At 72.4% G+C, this 16,898-nt stretch carries 16 protein-coding genes and 1 pseudogene; 5 read left to right on the forward strand and 12 right to left on the reverse strand.

The genetic code is table 11. The features are described from left to right. Positions 1–21: 21 nt before the first annotated feature. Genes KME66_RS12940 through KME66_RS12955 form a run of 4 tightly spaced genes read right to left on the reverse strand, consistent with a single transcriptional unit; the run spans position 22 to position 3,001 of the window. Positions 22–1,344: an NADH-quinone oxidoreductase subunit D gene (locus KME66_RS12940; protein ID WP_073219985.1), complete on the reverse strand. Its 1,323-nt coding sequence runs from the start codon at positions 1,342–1,344 to the stop codon at positions 22–24. Further along, positions 1,344–2,072, reverse strand: coding sequence for an NADH-quinone oxidoreductase subunit C (locus tag KME66_RS12945; RefSeq protein ID WP_216321995.1), 729 nt, complete (start codon positions 2,070–2,072; stop codon positions 1,344–1,346). The genes KME66_RS12940 and KME66_RS12945 overlap by 1 nt, the downstream gene beginning before the upstream one ends. Then, a complete protein-coding gene (locus tag KME66_RS12950) occupies positions 2,069–2,623 on the reverse strand; it encodes an NADH-quinone oxidoreductase subunit B family protein (RefSeq protein WP_006126795.1) in 555 nt (184 codons plus the stop codon). Before KME66_RS12950 ends, KME66_RS12945 begins: the two co-directional genes overlap by 4 nt. An 18-nt stretch (positions 2,624–2,641) precedes the next feature. Then, the gene (locus tag KME66_RS12955; RefSeq protein ID WP_003967084.1) at positions 2,642–3,001 is read right to left on the reverse strand and encodes an NADH-quinone oxidoreductase subunit A; all 360 of its coding nucleotides are present in this window, start codon (positions 2,999–3,001) and stop codon (positions 2,642–2,644) included. A 967-nt stretch (positions 3,002–3,968) separates the two neighbouring features. Between KME66_RS12955 and KME66_RS12960 the strand changes: the two genes are divergently transcribed. After that, the gene (locus tag KME66_RS12960) at positions 3,969–4,820 is read left to right on the forward strand and encodes a C40 family peptidase (RefSeq protein ID WP_073219979.1); all 852 of its coding nucleotides are present in this window, start codon (positions 3,969–3,971) and stop codon (positions 4,818–4,820) included. A gap of 1 nt (position 4,821) precedes the next feature. Here KME66_RS12960 and KME66_RS12965 read toward each other — a convergent pair whose 3' ends face one another. From KME66_RS12965 to KME66_RS12975, 3 genes are all read right to left on the reverse strand, one after another. Further along, positions 4,822–6,198, reverse strand: a complete 1,377-nt coding sequence (locus tag KME66_RS12965) for an MFS transporter (protein WP_216321998.1) — start codon at positions 6,196–6,198, stop codon at positions 4,822–4,824. A 337-nt stretch (positions 6,199–6,535) separates the two neighbouring features. After that, entirely contained in the window at positions 6,536–6,709 is a 174-nt protein-coding gene (locus tag KME66_RS12970) for a hypothetical protein (RefSeq protein ID WP_178378978.1), read from the reverse strand. A 271-nt stretch (positions 6,710–6,980) separates the two neighbouring features. After that, positions 6,981–7,718 carry a metallophosphoesterase gene (locus KME66_RS12975; protein WP_216322000.1) on the reverse strand — a complete coding sequence of 246 codons (738 nt, stop codon included), beginning with the start codon at positions 7,716–7,718 and terminating at the stop codon, positions 6,981–6,983. Positions 7,719–7,833: 115 nt separating this feature from the next. Here KME66_RS12975 and KME66_RS12980 point away from each other — a divergent pair, with 115 nt between their 5' ends. Next, positions 7,834–8,463, forward strand: coding sequence for an ABATE domain-containing protein (locus KME66_RS12980; RefSeq protein ID WP_216329304.1), 630 nt, complete (start codon positions 7,834–7,836; stop codon positions 8,461–8,463). Positions 8,464–8,585: 122 nt separating this feature from the next. Next, positions 8,586–9,845 (forward strand): MFS transporter, encoded by a 1,260-nt coding sequence (locus KME66_RS12985; RefSeq protein WP_216322003.1) that lies wholly within the window; start codon positions 8,586–8,588, stop codon positions 9,843–9,845. A gap of 43 nt (positions 9,846–9,888) precedes the next feature. Here KME66_RS12985 and KME66_RS12990 read toward each other — a convergent pair whose 3' ends face one another. After that, positions 9,889–11,172, reverse strand: coding sequence for a geranylgeranyl reductase family protein (locus tag KME66_RS12990; RefSeq protein ID WP_073219963.1), 1,284 nt, complete (start codon positions 11,170–11,172; stop codon positions 9,889–9,891). A 97-nt stretch (positions 11,173–11,269) separates the two neighbouring features. On the opposite strand from KME66_RS12990, the gene KME66_RS12995 reads away from it, so the two are divergent. Continuing rightward, complete coding sequence (locus tag KME66_RS12995; RefSeq protein ID WP_073219960.1) at positions 11,270–11,797, forward strand: GNAT family N-acetyltransferase; 528 nt, start codon at positions 11,270–11,272, stop codon at positions 11,795–11,797. A gap of 15 nt (positions 11,798–11,812) precedes the next feature. Here KME66_RS12995 and KME66_RS13000 read toward each other — a convergent pair whose 3' ends face one another. Continuing rightward, positions 11,813–12,505: a demethylmenaquinone methyltransferase gene (locus KME66_RS13000; protein WP_216322006.1), complete on the reverse strand. Its 693-nt coding sequence runs from the start codon at positions 12,503–12,505 to the stop codon at positions 11,813–11,815. 155 nt (positions 12,506–12,660) lie between these two features. On the opposite strand from KME66_RS13000, the pseudogene KME66_RS13005 reads away from it, so the two are divergent. After that, positions 12,661–12,897: pseudogene (locus tag KME66_RS13005) on the forward strand (DUF3152 domain-containing protein); the annotation flags it as partial. A 23-nt stretch (positions 12,898–12,920) separates the two neighbouring features. On the opposite strand, the gene KME66_RS13010 reads toward KME66_RS13005, so the two are convergent. The 3 genes from KME66_RS13010 to KME66_RS13020 form a co-directional block, all read right to left on the reverse strand. Next, entirely contained in the window at positions 12,921–13,577 is a 657-nt protein-coding gene (locus KME66_RS13010) for a hypothetical protein (protein WP_073219954.1), read from the reverse strand. Between the two features lie 7 nt (positions 13,578–13,584). Beyond that, entirely contained in the window at positions 13,585–14,784 is a 1,200-nt protein-coding gene (gene mqnC, locus KME66_RS13015) for a cyclic dehypoxanthinyl futalosine synthase (protein WP_073219951.1), read from the reverse strand. 71 nt (positions 14,785–14,855) lie between these two features. Next, complete coding sequence (locus tag KME66_RS13020) at positions 14,856–16,865, reverse strand: serine/threonine-protein kinase (RefSeq protein WP_216322007.1); 2,010 nt, start codon at positions 16,863–16,865, stop codon at positions 14,856–14,858. Between the last annotated feature and the right edge of the window lie 33 nt (positions 16,866–16,898).

Below are 16,898 nucleotides of genomic sequence, written 5' to 3' on the forward strand. Positions count from 1 at the left end.
TGACGTCTTGGCGTGAGGTGGTCACCGGTCGACGCCTCCCATCACGGGGTCGATGGACGCGACGGCGACGATGACGTCGGCGACCTGGCCGCCTTCGCACATCGCCGCCATGGCCTGCAGGTTGGTGAAGGACGGGTCGCGGAAGTGGACCCGGTAGGGGCGGGTGCCGCCGTCGGAGACGACGTGCACGCCGAGTTCGCCCTTGGGGGACTCGACGGCGGTGTACGTCTGTCCGGCGGGGACCCGGAAGCCCTCGGTCACCAGCTTGAAGTGGTGGATCAGGGCCTCCATGGAGGTGCCCATGATGTTCCGGATGTGGTCGAGGGAGTTGCCGAGACCGTCGGCGCCGAGCGCGAGCTGGGCGGGCCAGGCGATCTTCTTGTCGGCGACCATGACCGGCCCCGGTTCGAGGCGCTCGATGCACTGCTCGATGATCCGCAGCGACTGGCGCATCTCCTCCAGCCGGATGAGGAAGCGTCCGTAGGAGTCGCAGGTGTCGGCGGTGGGGACCTCGAAGTCGTAGGTCTCGTAGCCGCAGTACGGGTCGGTCTTGCGCAGGTCGTGCGGCAGGCCGGCGGAGCGGAGCATCGGGCCGGTGGCGCCGAGCGCCATGCAGCCGGCGAGGTCGAGGTAGCCGACGTCCTTCATGCGGGCCTTGAAGATGGGGTTGCCGGTGGCGAGCTTGTCGTACTCCGGCAGGTTCTTCTTCATGGTCTTGATGAACTCGCGCAGCTGGTCGATCGCGCCCGGGGGCAGGTCCTGGGCGAGGCCGCCGGGGCGGACGAACGCGTGGTTCATGCGCAGTCCGGTGAACAGCTCGAAGAGGTCGAGAACCAGTTCACGATCGCGGAAGCCGTAGATCATGATCGTGGTGGCGCCGAGTTCCATACCGCCGGTGGCGATGCAGACCAGGTGCGAGGAGAGCCGGTTGAGCTCCATCAGCAGGACGCGCAGGACGGTGGCCCGGTCGGGGATCTGGTCCTCGATGCCGAGGAGCTTCTCGACGCCCAGGCAGTACGCCGTCTCGTTGAAGAACGGCGTCAGGTAGTCCATGCGCGTGACGAAGGTGGTGCCCTGGGTCCAGTTGCGGAATTCGAGGTTCTTCTCGATTCCGGTGTGGAGGTAGCCGATGCCGCAGCGGGCCTCGGTGACGGTCTCGCCGTCGATCTCCAGGATGAGGCGGAGCACGCCGTGCGTGGACGGGTGCTGGGGGCCCATGTTGACGATGATGCGTTCGTCGTCGGATTTCACCGCGGATTCGACGACCTCGTCCCAGTCGCCGCCGGTGACCGTGTAGACGGTCCCCTCGGTCGTGGCGCGAGGTGTTGCACGGGGAGTGGTCATCAGGAGTACGACCTCCGCTGGTCCGGAGCCGGGATCTGGGCGCCCTTGTACTCGACGGCGATGCCGCCGAGCGGGTAGTCCTTGCGCTGCGGGAAGCCCTGCCAGTCGTCCGGCATCATGATCCGGGTGAGGGCGGGGTGCCCGTCGAAGACGAGCCCGAAGAAGTCGTAGGCCTCGCGCTCGTGCCAGTCGTTGGTCGGGTAGACCGCGACGAGCGACGGGATGTGCGGGTCGCTGTCCGGGGCGGACACCTCCAGCCGGATGATCCGGCCGTGGGTGAGCGAGCGCAGGTGGTAGACGGCGTGCAGCTCGCGGCCCTGGTCGCCCGGGAAGTGGACGCCGCTGACGCCCGTGCAGAGCTCGAAGCGCAGGGCGGGGTCGTCGCGCAGGGTGCGGGCGACCTGGACCAGGTGTTCGCGGGCGATGTGGAAGGTCAGCTCGTCGCGGTCGACGACGGTCTTCTCGATGGCGTTGGCGGGGAGCAGGTCCTGTTCCTCCAGGGCCCCTTCGAGCTCGTCGGCCACCTCGTCGAACCAGCCGCCGTAGGGCCGGGAGGCGGCCCCCGGCAGGGTGACGGTGCGGATGAGGCCGCCGTAGCCGGAGGTGTCGCCGCCGTTGTTGGCGCCGAACATGCCCTTGCGGACGTGGATGACCTCGCCGCCGGTGTCGCGCGGCGCGGGTACGGCGCCGCCGTTCCCCTCGTCGCCGTTGGTCGGGTTCTCGGTCACCGCAGCAGCCCCTTCATCTCGATCAGGGGCAGTGCCTTGAGGGCCGCTTCCTCCGCCTCGCGGGCGGCCTCCTCCGCGTTGACCCCGAGCTTGCCGTCCTGGATCTTCTGGTGGAGCTTGAGGATGGCGTCCAGCAGCATCTCGGGGCGGGGCGGACAACCCGGCAAATAGATATCTACCGGAACAATGTGATCAACACCCTGCACAATGGCGTAATTGTTGAACATACCGCCCGATGAAGCGCAAACCCCCATGGAGATGACCCACTTGGGATTCGGCATCTGGTCGTAGACCTGCCGCAGGACGGGCGCCATCTTCTGGCTCACCCGGCCCGCGACGATCATCAGGTCGGCCTGGCGCGGCGATCCGCGGAAGACCTCCATCCCGAACCGGGCCAGGTCGTAGCGGCCGGCGCCGGTCGTCATCATCTCGATGGCGCAGCAGGCCAGTCCGAACGTGGCGGGGAAGACGGAGGCCTTCCGCACCCAGCCCGCGGCCTGCTCGACCGTGGTCAGAACGAAGCCGCTCGGCAGTTTCTCTTCGAGTCCCATGGTGTGCCCCTCAGCCCCTCAGTCCCATTCCAGGCCGCCGCGACGCCACACATACGCGTAGGCGACGAAGACGGTGAGCACGAAGAGCAGCATCTCCACGAGCCCGAAGATCCCCAGGGCGTCGAAGGAGACCGCCCAGGGATAGAGGAAGACGATCTCGATGTCGAAGACGATGAAAAGCATCGCCGTCAGGTAGTACTTGATGGGAAAGCGGCCGCCTCCGGCCGGAGTCGGGGTGGGTTCGATTCCGCACTCGTACGCTTCGAGCTTTGCCCGGTTGTAGCGCTTGGGGCCGATAAGCGTGGCCATGACCACGGAGAAGATCGCAAACCCTGCCCCGAGGGCGCCGAGCACGAGGATGGGCGCGTAGGCATTCACGCTCCTCGCTCCTTCCAGTCGTCCTTGACCTTTGGACCGCATCGGGCGACCGGCTCGCCACCTCACCAAGATCGTGCACATGTGAGGCAGTTCACAAGCCCGACTGCCCCGCATCCTATGCCCGGTCCCCTGTGATCTGCGACACGGGGTACGGCAACGACTTTGTGATCTCCACCACCTGACGAAGGATCATGAAGTCGTATGAGCGGTGATCTTCGTACGCGAAGCGGCCGAGTGATCACGAGACGTGACATTCGATGGCGTCATCGCTGGTCAAAGACGTGTCGCAGTATCAATGGAAGGCCCCTACAAGCAAATTGGCGGTGGACTGCGCAAGGGTGATAAGGGCGCAGGTCGACCTCACCCCTCACCCGGACGAGGGGCGGCCGGGACCGAAGGGGACATGTGCGCGCATTCACGAACTTCCGGGGGGCGAGCGGAACGGACACCGGGCGAGACTCGGGAGCACCCACTCGGCGCCGCCTCACCACACGCCGGGCGACACGTCGCGATCCGGCCGGCGACACCTCGCGGCATCGCGGCCCGGCCCGTGACACCTCGCGGCCCGGCCCGTGGCACCTCGCGGCCCGGCCGGTGGCGCCTCACCACCACCCGAACGGAGCCCGCTCGCCACCCGGCCGAAGGCCGGCCCGGCCCCGGGTCCACCCCCGCGCGTCGCGGCCGCGAGGGTTGCCCGTCCCGGCGGACCCACACCGTGACCTGCGCCACTCTCCCCCGTGCACCAGGAAAGCGGGCTTGGCCATCCGTGTGAACGGATGGTAAGTGACGGGCAATTCGGGCGTATTGCCGAAAGGCAGTGATCACGGGCCTGATCACGACTGCCCGTTTTGCCCGTTACGGCGTCAATAAAGGCGCCCGGAAAGCGGATTCACAGATTCCGAACGTAACTGTGTCGCAACACACGTTTCTTGATGGGACCCCTACAGCCCTGATAGCGCTAGTACCCATGTCCCACACCGCTCACATACCCAGCCACCGGAAGCCCCGTCAGCGCGCCTCGAAGTCGGCACTGCGGGCCGGAGTTGCCGGTGGCTTCCTCAGCACCATCGCGGTCGCGGGTGCCGCCGGTCCGGCCCAGGCCGAGCCGGTGACCCAGACGATCGAGATGCCCACGATCACGGACGGCCTCGCCACCGCCGTCGCCGCCTCCGCTCAGGCCACCCAGCAGGTCGCCCTCGACCTGGAGACGCAGGCCAGCGAGGACGCCGCCGCCGAGAAGGCCGCGAAGACGGCCAAGAAGGCCCACGCCGAGGCCGTCCGCAAGGACGAGGCGAGGAAGAAGGCGGAGGCCGCCGCCAAGGCCAAGGCCGAGGCGGAGGCCGAGGAGCGCGCCGAGCGCGCCTCCCGGACCGCCGAGCGCACGACGCTCAGCGCCTCCTCCGGCTCCTCGGACTCCGGCAGCTCCGCCTCCGCCCCCTCGTCGTCCTCCTCCGCGAACGTGAGCGGTTCCGCCGCCTCCATCGTGGCGTTCGCCAAGGCGCAGGTCGGCGACGCGTACGTCTCCGGCGGCACCGGCCCGAACGCCTGGGACTGCTCGGGCCTCGTGCAGGCCGCCTACCGCACGGCGGGCATCGACCTGCCGCGCGTCTCGCAGTCGCAGTCGACCGCCGGCACCCAGGTCTCCCTGGACAGCCTCCAGCCCGGCGACATCCTGTACTGGGGCGGCGCGGGCAGCGCCTACCACGTGGCGATCTACGTCGGTGGCGGCGAGTTCGTCGGTGCGCAGAACTCCAGCACCGGCACGGTGCAGCGCTCCCTGGACTACGACCGGCCGACCGGCGCGGTCCGCGTTCTCTGATTCACCAGCGGGTCCCCGGGCGTTCTCCCGGCGATCCGCGGCGCCCTCGGGCGCACCGGTTCACCGCTGAGAGCCGCCGCTCCCCCGCTCGGGAGCGGCGGCTCTTCGCCGTCGTCGCGGCGACGAGCAGCGCCAGGGCCATCAGCGCGGCACTGACCCCGACCGGCGCCCGGTAGCCGAACCCCGCGTCCAGGGCCAGGCCGCCCGCCCACGGACCCAGCGTCGCCCCCAGGTTGAACGCGGCCGTCGAGAAGGCGCCGGCCAGCGTCGGGGCTCCGGTGGCGAGGCCCAGGACCCGGGTGATCAGGGCGGTGCCCGTACCGAAGGCGAGCAGGCCGAGCAGCGGGACCAGGGCCAGGGCGAGCACCGGGCTGCCGGCCGTCAGCGCCAGCGCCGACCAGCCGGCGGTCAGGCCGGCCATGCCCGTGGCGACGACGGCGAGCGGACGGGCGTCGGCGTACCGGCCGGCCAGCGTGACCCCGGCGAACGCCCCCGCCCCGAAGAGCGCCAGGGCCGCCGGCACCCACCCCGCGCCGAGACCCGTCTCGCGGGTGAGGAGCGGCTCCAGATACGAGAACGTGCAGAAGGTCGCCCCCTGCACGAGGGCCATCGTGAGCAGGACCGGCCGCAGCCGGGGGCCGGTCAGGACGCGCAGTTCGTCGCGTACGGAGACGAGAGCGGGCCCGGGTACGGATGCGGGCACGGGACCGGGTACCGACCCGGAAGCCGCCCCGCATACGGGCCCAGAGGCCGATCCGGGTACGGAGCCGGACGCGGGCCCCGGTACGACCGCGGCGTCCCCCTCCGCACAGTCCCGCCACGGCCGGCCGCCCCGGTCCCCCGGGATGGCGCGCAGGACCGCGACGAAGGCGGGCAGCGAGACGATCGCGACCGCCCAGAAGGCCGACCGCCACCCCCAGTTCTCCCCCAGCACCGCGCCGGCCGGGACGCCCACCACGCAGGCGATCGTCACGCCCCCGACCACCACGGCGGCGGCCCGGCCCTTCAGCCGGTCGGGGGCCATCGCGACGGCGGTGCTCAGCGCGACCGCCCAGAACCCCGCGTTGGCGAGGGCCCCGACGAAGCGGGTCGCGAGGAGCACTCCGTAACTGGAGGTGAGAGCGCCGACGGCGTGGACGGCGACGAACACGGCGAGGAAGAGGAGCAGCGCCCGGCGGCGCGGCCAGGCGCGGCTGAACAGCGCCATGAGGGGTGCGCCGACGACCATGCCGACGGCGAACGCCGAGGTGAGGAGGCCTGCGGCGGAGAGGGAGACGTCGAGGTCGGCGGCGATGCCGGAGAGAAGTCCGGACAGCATGAATTCGGAGGTGCCCTGGGCGAAGACCGCGAGCCCGAGGACGTAGACGGCGAATGGCATGGGTGAGTAGCCCCTTGGACGGAACCGTCGGACGGACAGACAGACCGGGTGCGGGGATACGGGCCGCGCGGACGGCCGCGCCGGAGGTCCGGCGGGGCGGCGCTGAGACGTGCCCGGCGGTGTTCGGCCGGTGGCACGCGTGTCGCGTACGGCGGTGCTTCAGCACGTACGCGTGGGAGAACGGCCCGTACCCGCGGTGATCCGGCGGGCGTGGAACCGTGACGGAGGGCCGCTGACCCGGGAGGGGTCAGTCGGTGGAGCTCAGCACGGACACGGCCACCGGCGCACCGGTGGCCGGAGTCTGTCGGACTCGGGGCAGGCCATGGAGGAGACCCTGTCAGCGACGGGGGCGGCGGTTCGGCCGCTCCTGCTCGCGGGCCGAGGTGGTGGGCGCGGGGAGCGCGTCGTACGCGGCGTCGAGGTCCTCGTCGTCGTCCGGCGCGGTCAGGTCCACGGCGAAGCGGGGCTCCAGGAAGAGGTCCTGGTGCTGGGGCGGGGAAGCGGTGGTCATGGCTGTCTGTCCTTGGGGTCGAGCAGCGCTGTAGCGGCTTGTTCCGTGCCCCGCCGGCCTGCGTTCGATGAAGAGGATGCGATATGAGGGTGCGTCAAAAAGAGCAGCACGCGCCGCATGCCACCGTGTCCGGGCGGGGGCGGGCGTCGGCCGGCCCTGGCCACCGACGGGCCCGGCAGGCGCGCAAATCATCGCACACGATCACCCGCGGGGCTGAGGATTAACTCCCGGCGTGATGCGGAGGGCCTGGTTCGGGCGTCGTCCGGCGGCGTCAGAGGACGACACGGAAGTGGGTGGTCAGCCGCCGGTCCTCGCCCAGGACGTGGAACGCCAGGCCGGGCGGCTGGTCCCGGTCGGCCGGCCGGTCGCCCTCCCAGGGCAGGCGCAGGGTCCAGGTGACGGCGGGGCCGACGATCAGGGGGCGGCCCGCGAAGGTCGAGACGGCGGCCGTGTGGGCGTGCCCGGTGAGGACGGCGACGACCCGGGGGTGGGCGTCGAGCAGGGCGGCGAGCCGCTCGGGTTCCCGGAGCATCCCGGCGTCCGGCAGCGGGTGGTGGAGCTCGACGGGCGGCTGGTGGAAGGCGATCAGCGCGGGGACACCGTCCGGGAGGGCGCCGAGCGTGGTGTCGATCCAGGCGAGCGTCTCCGCGTCGAGCCGCCCCTCGTCGCGTCCGGGAAGGGTCGCGTCACACATGAGGACGGCGGTTCCGGCGATGCGGTGGACCCGGTTGACGGGGCCGGTGTCCGGGGCCTCGCCGAGGAACGCCTTGCGGTAGGCGGGGCGGGCGTCGTGGTTCCCGGGGCACGCGAGGACCGGGAACGGCGCCTCCAGCAGCCGTACGGCCTCCTCGTACTCGGCCTCCGCCGCGTGATCGGCGATGTCCCCGGTCACCAGCAGCGCGTCGACCGGGCGGGGCAGGGCCCGCAGGTACGCCATGACGCGGTGCGCCCGGTCCCTGGCGCGGTCACTGCCGTCCAGGTGCAGATCGCTGATCTGAGCGAGCAACATGCGCGGCACTCCCCCGGCTAATGCTTTTCTGTCTTCTTCCATTAGGACCCTAGAGTGGAAGGCACGGACGTTCAAGAGGCGGAGGAGGGAACGAGCAGTGGCACAGCGGCCCGTCATGGAACTGGTGGGCACCATCCGGCACGACGGGGACGGCGGGGTCCTCGACGACCTGGACACGCTCCGGGGGGCGCGACGCTGGTTCCAGCAGCAGTCCGCCGTCCTGGCCGACGCCACCTCCACCGCCACCTCCACCGCCACCGCCACCGCCACCGCCACCGCCACCGGAGACCTGGTCGTCGACGAGGAGTTGAGACAGGCGGTGGTCGGCGTACGGCGGGCCGTCCGCGCCCTGTTCGCGCGGGTGGTCAGCCCGGCCCCGCCCAGCCCGGCCGACGCCCATCGCCTGCTGCCCGTCGAGGAGGCCCTGAGGCTGCTCAACGCGGCGGCGGCCCGGGAGCCCGTGGCTCCCCAACTGCGCTGGCCCGCCGAAGAGCAGCCCACGGCCGGCCTGTTGTCGGCCGAGGACGACCCGGGCGTACGGCTGGTCGCGGCGCTGGCGCGCGACGCCGTCGACTTCCTGAGCGGGCCGCAGCGCGAGCATCTGCGGGCCTGCCGCGCGCCGCGCTGCGTCCGGTACTTCGTCAAGAGCCACGGCAGCCAGGCGTGGTGCAAGCCGTCCTGCGGCAACCGGGCGCGGGTGGCCCGGCACTACGAGCGCACGCGCGGGGCGGCCGGCCGGGGCTGAGCCCCGGGGCTCGTCATTGGCCCAGTCACAAGGCCCTCAAGTGGCCCACGAGCAGGGCCACTCACTCCCCTAGATTCGGACCCGGCGCTGGTGGCTGCCCATGCCACGCGTCCGGGACGGTCATGCCTGAGCGCTGGATTCCCGCCGCCGGACCGGCACGCGGCCTCGCCGTGGCCCAGCTGGTCAACTCGCTGGGGGACGGTGCCTACTACGTCTGTTCCGCGCTGTACTTCTCGCAGGTCGTCGGCCTCTCGGCGGCGCAGATCGGACTCGGCCTGACGGTCGCCTGGGGGGTGGGAGCGGTCGCGGGGGTGCCGCTCGGCAACCTGGCCGACCGTCGCGGGCCGCGCGGGACGGCCGTCGCGCTGGCCCTCGCCACGGCGGTCTGCGTGGCGGCCTTCCTCACCGTGCGGTCGTTCCTCCCGTTCGTGCTCGCGGCCTGCGCCTACGCGACCGCGCAGTGCGGGCTGGCCGCCGCCCGGCAGTCGCTGCTGGCCGGGCTCGTGGGCAGGGGCGAGCGGACCCGCGTACTCGCGCATCTGCAGTCGGCCCTCAACGCCGGGCTGGCACTGGGGGCGACGCTCGGCGGGCTGGCCCTGCACATCGGTACGGCCGGCGCCTATCTCACGGTCCTGGCCTTCGACGCCGCCGCGTTCGCGGGGTGTGCGCTGCTGCTCGCGCGGCTTCCGGCGCCGGGGCGGGTGACGGCCCCGGCACCGGAGGGCGGAGGCCCGGCACCGGCCCCGTCCGTCCTGCGGGACGGGCCGTACGCGCTCGTCGCGACGCTCAACATGGTCCTGCTGCTCCGGATGCCGTTGATCAGTGTGGCCGTCCCGCTCTGGATCGCCGAGCACACCACCGCACCCGGCTGGACCGTCTCGGCTCTCCTGGTGCTCAACACCGGGGCGGTGATGCTCTTCCAGGTCCGTACGGCCGCCGCCGTACGCGATCTGCCCAGTGCCGTGCGTACGGTCCGCAGCGGTGGGGTCCTGATGCTGGTCTCGTGCGCCGTCTTCGCCGGCTCCGCACTGGACGCGCCCCTGTGGGCGCTGTTCGCGGTGCTGCTCGTCGCCGCCGGGCTTCAGGTGTGGGGCGAGATGCGGCAGTCGGCGGGGGCGTGGCAGATCGGCTTCGACCTCGCCCCGACCGGGAGGCAGGGCCAGTACCAGGGGTTCTTCGGGGCGGGGGTGCCGGTGGCCAGGATGCTGGGGCCGCTGCTGCTGACCACGCTGATCGTCACCTGGGGGCCGCCGGGCTGGCTGGTGCTCGGGGCGCTGTTCCTCGGTGCGGGGGCTGCCATGGGACCGGCGGTGCGGCGGGCGGAACGAGGCCGCCCGACCGCACCGGTCGCGGCTTCCGTCAGGCCTTCGAGGCAACCTTGAACAGACCGTCTCAGGCCTTCGAGGCAACCTTGAACAGACCGTCTCAGGCCTTCGGGGCCACCTTCGACAGGCCGTTGATGATGCGGTCCATCGCGTCGCCGCCCTGCGGGTCGGTCAGGTTGGCGAGCATCTTGAGCGTGAACTTCATCAGCAGCGGGTGGGTCAGGCCGCGCTGGGTGGCGACCTTCATGACCTTCGGGTTGCCGATCAGCTTCACGAAGGCGCGGCCCATCGTGTAGTAGCCGCCGTAGGTCTCCTTGAGCACCTTCGGGTAGTTGTTCAGGGCCAGTTCGCGCTGGGCGGGGGTGGCGCGGGCATGGGCCTGGACGATGACGTCGGCCGCGATCTGGCCGGACTCCATGGCGTACGCGATGCCCTCGCCGTTGAACGGGTTGACCATGCCGCCCGCGTCGCCGACGAGGAGGAGGCCCTTGGTGTAGTGCGGCTGGCGGTTGAAGGCCATGGGGAGGGCCGCGCCCCGGATGGGCATCGTCATGTTCTCGGGGGTGTAGCCCCAGTCCTCCGGCATCGAGGCGCACCAGGCCTTGAGGACCTCGCGCCAGTCCAGCTCCTTGAAGGCGGAGGAGGAGTTGAGGATGCCGAGGCCGACGTTGGAGGTGCCGTCGCCCATGCCGAAGATCCAGCCGTAGCCGGGCAGCAGCCGGTCCTCGGCGCCGCGCCGGTCCCACAGCTCCAGCCAGGACTCCAGGTAGTCGTCGTCGTGGCGGGGCGAGGTGAAGTACGTCCGCACGGCGACGCCCATGGGGCGGTCGTCGCGGCGGTGCAGGCCCATGGCGAGGGAGAGCCGGGTGGAGTTGCCGTCGGCGGCGACGACGAGCGGGGCGTGGAAGGTGACCGGGGTCTTCTCCTCGCCGATCTTCGCCTCGACGCCGGTGATGCGGCCCGTGCGCTCGTCGCGGATGGGGGCGCCGACGTTGCAGCGCTCGTGGAGGCGGGCGCCCGCCTTCTGCGCCTGGCGGGCCAGCTGCTCGTCGAAGTCGTCGCGCTTGCGGACCAGCCCGTAGTCCGGGTAGGAGGCGAGGTCCGGCCAGTCGAGCTGGAGGCGGACGCCGCCGCCGATGATGCGCAGGCCCTTGTTGCGCAGCCAGCCCGCCTCCTCGGAGATGTCGATCCCCATGGAGACGAGCTGCTTCGTGGCACGGGGCGTGAGCCCGTCGCCGCAGACCTTCTCGCGGGGGAAGGCGGTCTTCTCCAGCAGCAGGACGTCGAGTCCGGCCTTGGCGAGGTAGTACGCGGTCGTCGAGCCGGCGGGGCCCGCTCCGACGACGATGACATCCGCGCTGTGCTCGGAGAGGGGCTCGGTCACGGTCGGATCTCCCGAAGACTCGAATTCGCGTGCCGCGCGGCACATGTCCCGTGCAGTCTATGGGGGCCTGCGAAACAACCCTCCGAAGGGCTCCCTCATGTCGATCGCGCCTGCCACACCCCACGCTTCGGCCCCCGCCGTACGCCTCCGTGTCCCGACCGACGAAGACGCCCTCACCTGGTACCGGGTCTTCGACGACCCCGAGGTGATGGAGTTCTTCGGAGGCCGCAGGGCGGACTTCTCCGTGTACGAGGAGCTCACCGCCCGCCAGCGCCGCCACGACGCGGAGCTCGGCTACTGCCTGTGGACGCTCACGGACGAGGCGGACACCGTCCTCGGCTTCACCGGGGCGCAGCCGTGGCCGCACACGCATTACGGGCCGGTCGGCGCGATCGAGATCGGCTGGCGGCTCGGGCGTACGGCATGGGGACGGGGTTACGCCACCGCCGCCGCCCGCGCCACGCTGGAGCGGGTGCGGGCGGCCGGGGTGGGTGAGGTGGTCGCGATGATCGACTCCGGTAACGCCCGGTCGGCGGCGGTCGCGGAGCGGCTCGGGATGCGGCGGGCGGAGTCGTACGACACCCCGCGCGGCCGGGAGGCCGTCTGCTTCCGGCTGGAGCTGTAGGACCGGGAGCGTGGATCAGGCGCGGGTGGCCCGGTGCAGGGCCACCACGCCGCCGGTCAGGTTGCGCCACGCGACCTTCGACCAGCCCGCCTTCTGGAGCAGTGCGGCGAGGGCGGGCTGGTCGGGCCAGTCGCGGATGGACTCGGCGAGGTAGACGTACGCGTCCGGGTTGGACGACACCGCGCGGGCGGCCGGCGGGATCGCCCGCATCAGGTACTCCGTGTAGACCGTGCGGAACGGGGCCCAGGTCGGCTGGGAGAACTCGCAGATCACGACCCGGCCGCCGGGCTTCGTCACCCGGTGCAGCTCGCGCAGCGCCACCTCGGTGTCCTGGATGTTGCGCAGCCCGAAGGAGATCGTGACGGTGTCGAACGTCTCGTCCTTGAACGGCAGCTTCATCCCGTCACCGGCCGTGAACGGCATCCACGGGTGGCGTTCCTTGCCGACCTTGAGCATGCCGAGCGAGAAGTCGCACGGCACGACGTAAGCGCCCGCCTTCACGAAGGGCTGCGAGGAGGTCGCGGTGCCCGCCGCCAGGTCGAGGATCTTCTGCGCGGGGCGGGCGTCGACCGCCGCCGCGACCGCCTTGCGCCACAGCCGGGCCTGGCCGAGCGAGATCACATCGTTGGTCAGGTCGTAGTTGGCCGCCACACCGTCGAACATCGAGGCGACTTCGTGCGGCTGCTTTTCCAGGGAGGCTCGGGTCACCCTTCCATTCAAGCAGCCGCGCCACCGGGATCAGCGAGGGTGGTCGCGCCCGCGCGGCCGGAGCACCGCGCGGGGCACGCGCGGACGCGGACGCGGGGTGCGGACGCCCGGGTGCGGACGCGGGACGAGCACGCGGGACGAGCACGCGGGAGGTGCTGAAGCGCCGGCAGCTCGGTTCCCCGCGGTTCGACGGGCCCGTCTCCGAGTACCGGGCGCTGATCGTGAACCACGAGGTCGGCCACCGGCTGGGGCACGGCCATGGGACCTGCCCGGGGCGGGGGCGTCCCGCGCCCGCGATGATGCAGCAGATCAACGGGCTGGAGGGCTGTGCCGCCAACGCCCGGCCGTACGACGCGCGGGGACGCCACCCGAGCGGTCCCCAGGTGCCGTGACGTCCGCCCGCGCGGTGCCGGCCTCAGCGGGCGCGGTGCACCAGCCGCCCCGCGAGCACGGTCGCCACGCAGGGCCGGGGCCCTCCCCCGTACAGCGCCGCCTCGTCGGGCACGTCGAAGAGCGCGAGGTCGGCCCGGCCGCCCACGGTCAGCGGGCCGTGCGCCGTACGGGCCAGATCGCCGCCCGCCGCGAAGGGGTCCAGGTCCGGCACGCCTTCCCCGGCCGGCGCCGGAGGCGGCGGGAGCTGGACCAGGCCCGACCGGGCGACGGCCGTGCGCAGCGCCGGGTCGTCCGCGCCGAAGGGGCCCGCGACATGCGTGGTGCCGTGGCGCAGCATCCGCTGGAGCCCCCGCCGTACGCTGCCCGCCCGCCGGGTGGCGTCCGCCGTCGCCGCCAGCCGATCGAACTCCTCGCCCCACAGGGGGAGTTCCCCCAGCTCACCGGCCTCGCGCGGGTCCGGGTGGTAGCAGCGGGTCAGCAGCTCCCGGGCCCGGTCCTGGCGCAGTCCCGGGGTGAGGAGGCCGGGCCAGCGGCGGACCCGGGCGGCCGGGTACGCGGCGGCGACCTCCTCGTAGGGGCCGAGGGCCGCGATCCGGTCGCCGTCCACCGCGACCGCCCCGTCCACGACGGCCGCCGCGCCCACCGGGAGGACCAGGGGCGCGGCGTGAATCGTCAGCACGGTGGCGTCAGTTGGCGTTGAGGAGCTTCAGCTCCGGGTGGGCCGTGCCGCCCTCGATCGCGGTGGAGGAGATGTGCGAGACCACGCGCTCGTCGACCGGGTCGTTCGCCGGGTCGTCGTGCACGACGAGGTGCTCGTACGTGGTGGCGCGCTGCGCCGGGACCCGGTCCGCCTTGCGGATCAGGTCGATGATCTCCAGCCGGTTGGAGCGGTGCTTGGCGCCAGCCGAGGAGACGACGTTCTCCTCCAGCATGATCGAGCCGAGGTCGTCCGCGCCGTAGTGCAGGGACAGCTGGCCGACCTCCTTGCCGGTGGTGAGCCAGGAGCCCTGGATGTGGGCGACGTTGTCGAGGAAGAGCCGGGCGATGGCGATCATCCGCAGGTACTCGAAGAGGGTGGCCTGCGTGCGGCCCTTCAGCTTGTTGTTCTCCGGCTGGTAGGTGTACGGGATGAAGGCGCGGAAGCCGCCCGTGCGGTCCTGGACGTCCCGGATCATCCTCAGGTGCTCGATGCGCTCGGCGTTGGTCTCGCCGGTGCCCATCAGCATGGTGGAGGTGGACTCGACGCCGAGGCCGTGGGCGATCTCCATGATCTCCAGCCACCGTTCGCCGGACTCCTTGAGCGGGGCGATGGCGGTGCGCGGCCGGGCGGGCAGCAGTTCGGCGCCCGCACCGGCGAAGGAGTCGAGTCCGGCGGCGTGGATGCGGCGGATGGCCTCCTCGGCGGAGACCTTGGAGATCCGGGCCATGTGCTCGATCTCGGAGGCGCCCAGGGAGTGGATGACCAGCTGCGGGTACGCCTTCTTGATCGCGGAGAAGTGCTCCTCGTAGTACTCCACGCCGAAGTCCGGGTGGTGGCCGCCCTGGAACATGATCTGGGTGCCGCCCAGCTCCACGGTCTCCGCGCAGCGGCGCAGGATGTCGTCGAGGTCGCGGGTCCAGCCCTTGTCGGTGGCCGTGGGCGGGGCGTAGAAGGCGCAGAACTTGCAGGCCGTGACGCACACGTTGGTGTAGTTGATGTTGCGCTCGATGATGTACGTCGCGATGTGTTCCGTACCGGCGTAGCGGCGGCGGCGTACGGCGTCGGCGGCGGCGCCCAGCGCGTGCAGCGGCGCGGACCGGTAGAGGTCGAGCGCCTCCTCCGGGGTGATCCGACCGCCTTCGGCGGCTCGGTCGAGGACGGGCTGAAGGTCGGCCTTCTCGGTCACCGGGCTGTCACCTTTCGGCGGTTTTTTGAGGATCCACGGACCGATCCAGCGTACGCCAGCCCCTTGTGCGATCAGTCGCCGGACCGGGTGAGCTTCCCGTACGGGAGCCCTGCGGCGCGTTCCTTCGAGCGGTAGTCCAGGGTGCCGTCGTCGGCGAGGCGGAAGACGAGATCGGCCTCGGTGGTGGTGCACAGGCCGGGGGTGCTGGGGCGGTCCGGGTCGGTGGCCTCGCGGATGTCCAGCTCCTGCGCGGTGCCGGAGGCGAGGGTGCCGACGCTGTTGCAGGTGACGGTGATGCCGAGCTGGGAGATGGTCGTGCTCATGCGGACGACCCGCTCCCCCCGCTTCCCCTCGGTGAAGACGGCGGTGAGCGTGCCGTGGGGCTGCCCGGTCGTCTTCTCGGTGACCGGGCCCTCCCAGGTGCCGACGAACTCCTCGGGCAGCGCCTTCACCGGCTCGCCGTCCGCGTCGCCGGGCTCCTGGGACCCCGAGGAGGGCGGTTCCTCCGCTTCGGACGGGGAGGGGGCGGCGGTGGCCGACGGCGGGGAGGACCCGGCGTCGTTGCCCCGGTCGGCGTCGCCGCCCGGGAGGAGGCCGTCGAGCAGGCCCGTGCCGAGGCTGACGGCGGCGAGGGCGCCCGCCACGGCCAGGGCGACGGTGCAGCTGACCCGGCGGCCCCGCCGCTCGCCGGGTGTCTGCCGGTTCTCGGCGCTGACGGTGAAGGAGAGGCGGGGGTCGCCGCCGCGCTGCCCCGGCACGCCGCTGCCGCCGGGCGCGCCGCCGCCCTGCCGGTAGGTCCCGGCGTGCGCCGGGGGCGGGGGCCCGGCGGGGGCGGCCTTGGCCCGCGGGGTCATCGGGGGCGGCGGAGGGGGCGGCGTCCCGTAGTCGTCCTGCGGATGCGGCGTCCCGTACACGTCGTCCTGCGGGTGCGGCGGCCGGAACGGCACGCTGCCCTGCGGCGCCTCCGGTGCGGCTTCCTCCGGGGCTTCCGGTGCCGCTCCCCCCGGCGCTTCCCTCGGACGCGGGGTCCCGTACGACGCTTCCCGCGGGTCCGGGCCGGGCGGACCGGACTCACCGGCCCGGCCCGGTGCGGCCTCCCCCGGCCAGGGGCGAGGTCCCGCCCCCGCTCCCGCTCCCAGCGACGCGCTGCTGAAGGGCACCGGGCCCGACTGCACCGGGGCGTCCTGCGGTTCCAGGTCCAGCAGCGCCACCGCGGACCGGCTCACCTCGCGCACCAGCCGGCCCGGCAGCCAGCCGCCCGCCACCATCGCCATCGCCCCGCCCGGGGCGAGCGCCCGTGCGAGGTCGGCCGGGGCGGGGCGGGCGGCCGGGTCCTTGGCGAGGCAGCCCGCGACCACCTCGCGCAGCTCACCCGCCAGATCGCCCAGCTCGGGTTCCTCGTGGACCACCTTGTAGAGGAGGACGGCGGAGGAGTCGCCCGGGAAGGGGGCGGCGCCCGTCGCCGCGTACGCGAGGACCGCGCCCAGCGAGAAGACGTCCGCCGCGCCGGAGACGTCCCGGCCCCGGATCTGCTCGGGCGCCATGTAGCCGGGCGAGCCGACGGAGACCCCGCTGGAGGTGAGCGAGACGGTCGCGCCCAGGGCCCGCGCGATGCCGAAGTCGATGAGGCGGGGGCCGTCCAGGGCGAGCAGCACGTTGGAGGGCTTCACATCGCGGTGGACGATGCCCTGGCCGTGGACGGCGGCGAGCGCCTCGGCGAGGCCCGCGCCCAGGGTGCGTACCGCGTGCTCGGGAAGCGGGCCGTGCTCGGTGATCGCCTGGGAGAGCGGGGGACCCGCGACGTAACCGGTGGCCACCCACGGCACCGGGGCGTCCGGGTCGGCGTCCAGGACCGGGGCCGTCCACTGCGCGCCGATGCGCCGGGCGGACTCCACCTCGCGCCGGAACCGGGCCCGGAACTGCTCGTCGAGGGCGAAATGGGGGTGGACCACCTTGACCGCGACCGTACGTCCGCCCGCGCTGCGGCCGAGATAGACCCGGCCCATACCGCCCGCGCCGAGCCTGCCGAGCAGCCGGTAGGCACCGATGGTGTGCGGTTCGCCCGCTTCCAGCGGCTGCATATGGACTCCCCCTGTGAACCCTGCGGACGGTGA

Source organism: Streptomyces sp. YPW6 (assembly GCF_018866325.1).
GTDB lineage: Bacteria > Actinomycetota > Actinomycetes > Streptomycetales > Streptomycetaceae > Streptomyces.

Bases quoted from the DNA above. Each gene is read 5' to 3' on its own strand.
- KME66_RS12940 (WP_073219985.1), bottom strand. From the start codon at position 1,344: ATGACCACTCCCCGTGCAACACCTCGCGCCACGACCGAGGGGACCGTC.
- KME66_RS12950 (WP_006126795.1), bottom strand. From the start codon at position 2,623: ATGGGACTCGAAGAGAAACTGCCGAGCGGCTTCGTTCTGACCACGGTC.
- KME66_RS12960 (WP_073219979.1), top strand. From the start codon at position 3,969: ATGTCCCACACCGCTCACATACCCAGCCACCGGAAGCCCCGTCAGCGC.
- KME66_RS12965 (WP_216321998.1), bottom strand. From the start codon at position 6,198: ATGCCATTCGCCGTCTACGTCCTCGGGCTCGCGGTCTTCGCCCAGGGC.
- KME66_RS12970 (WP_178378978.1), bottom strand. From the start codon at position 6,709: ATGACCACCGCTTCCCCGCCCCAGCACCAGGACCTCTTCCTGGAGCCC.
- KME66_RS12975 (WP_216322000.1), bottom strand. From the start codon at position 7,718: ATGTTGCTCGCTCAGATCAGCGATCTGCACCTGGACGGCAGTGACCGC.
- KME66_RS12980 (WP_216329304.1), top strand. From the start codon at position 7,834: ATGGAACTGGTGGGCACCATCCGGCACGACGGGGACGGCGGGGTCCTC.
- KME66_RS12985 (WP_216322003.1), top strand. From the start codon at position 8,586: ATGCCTGAGCGCTGGATTCCCGCCGCCGGACCGGCACGCGGCCTCGCC.
- KME66_RS12995 (WP_073219960.1), top strand. From the start codon at position 11,270: ATGTCGATCGCGCCTGCCACACCCCACGCTTCGGCCCCCGCCGTACGC.
- KME66_RS13020 (WP_216322007.1), bottom strand. From the start codon at position 16,865: ATGCAGCCGCTGGAAGCGGGCGAACCGCACACCATCGGTGCCTACCGG.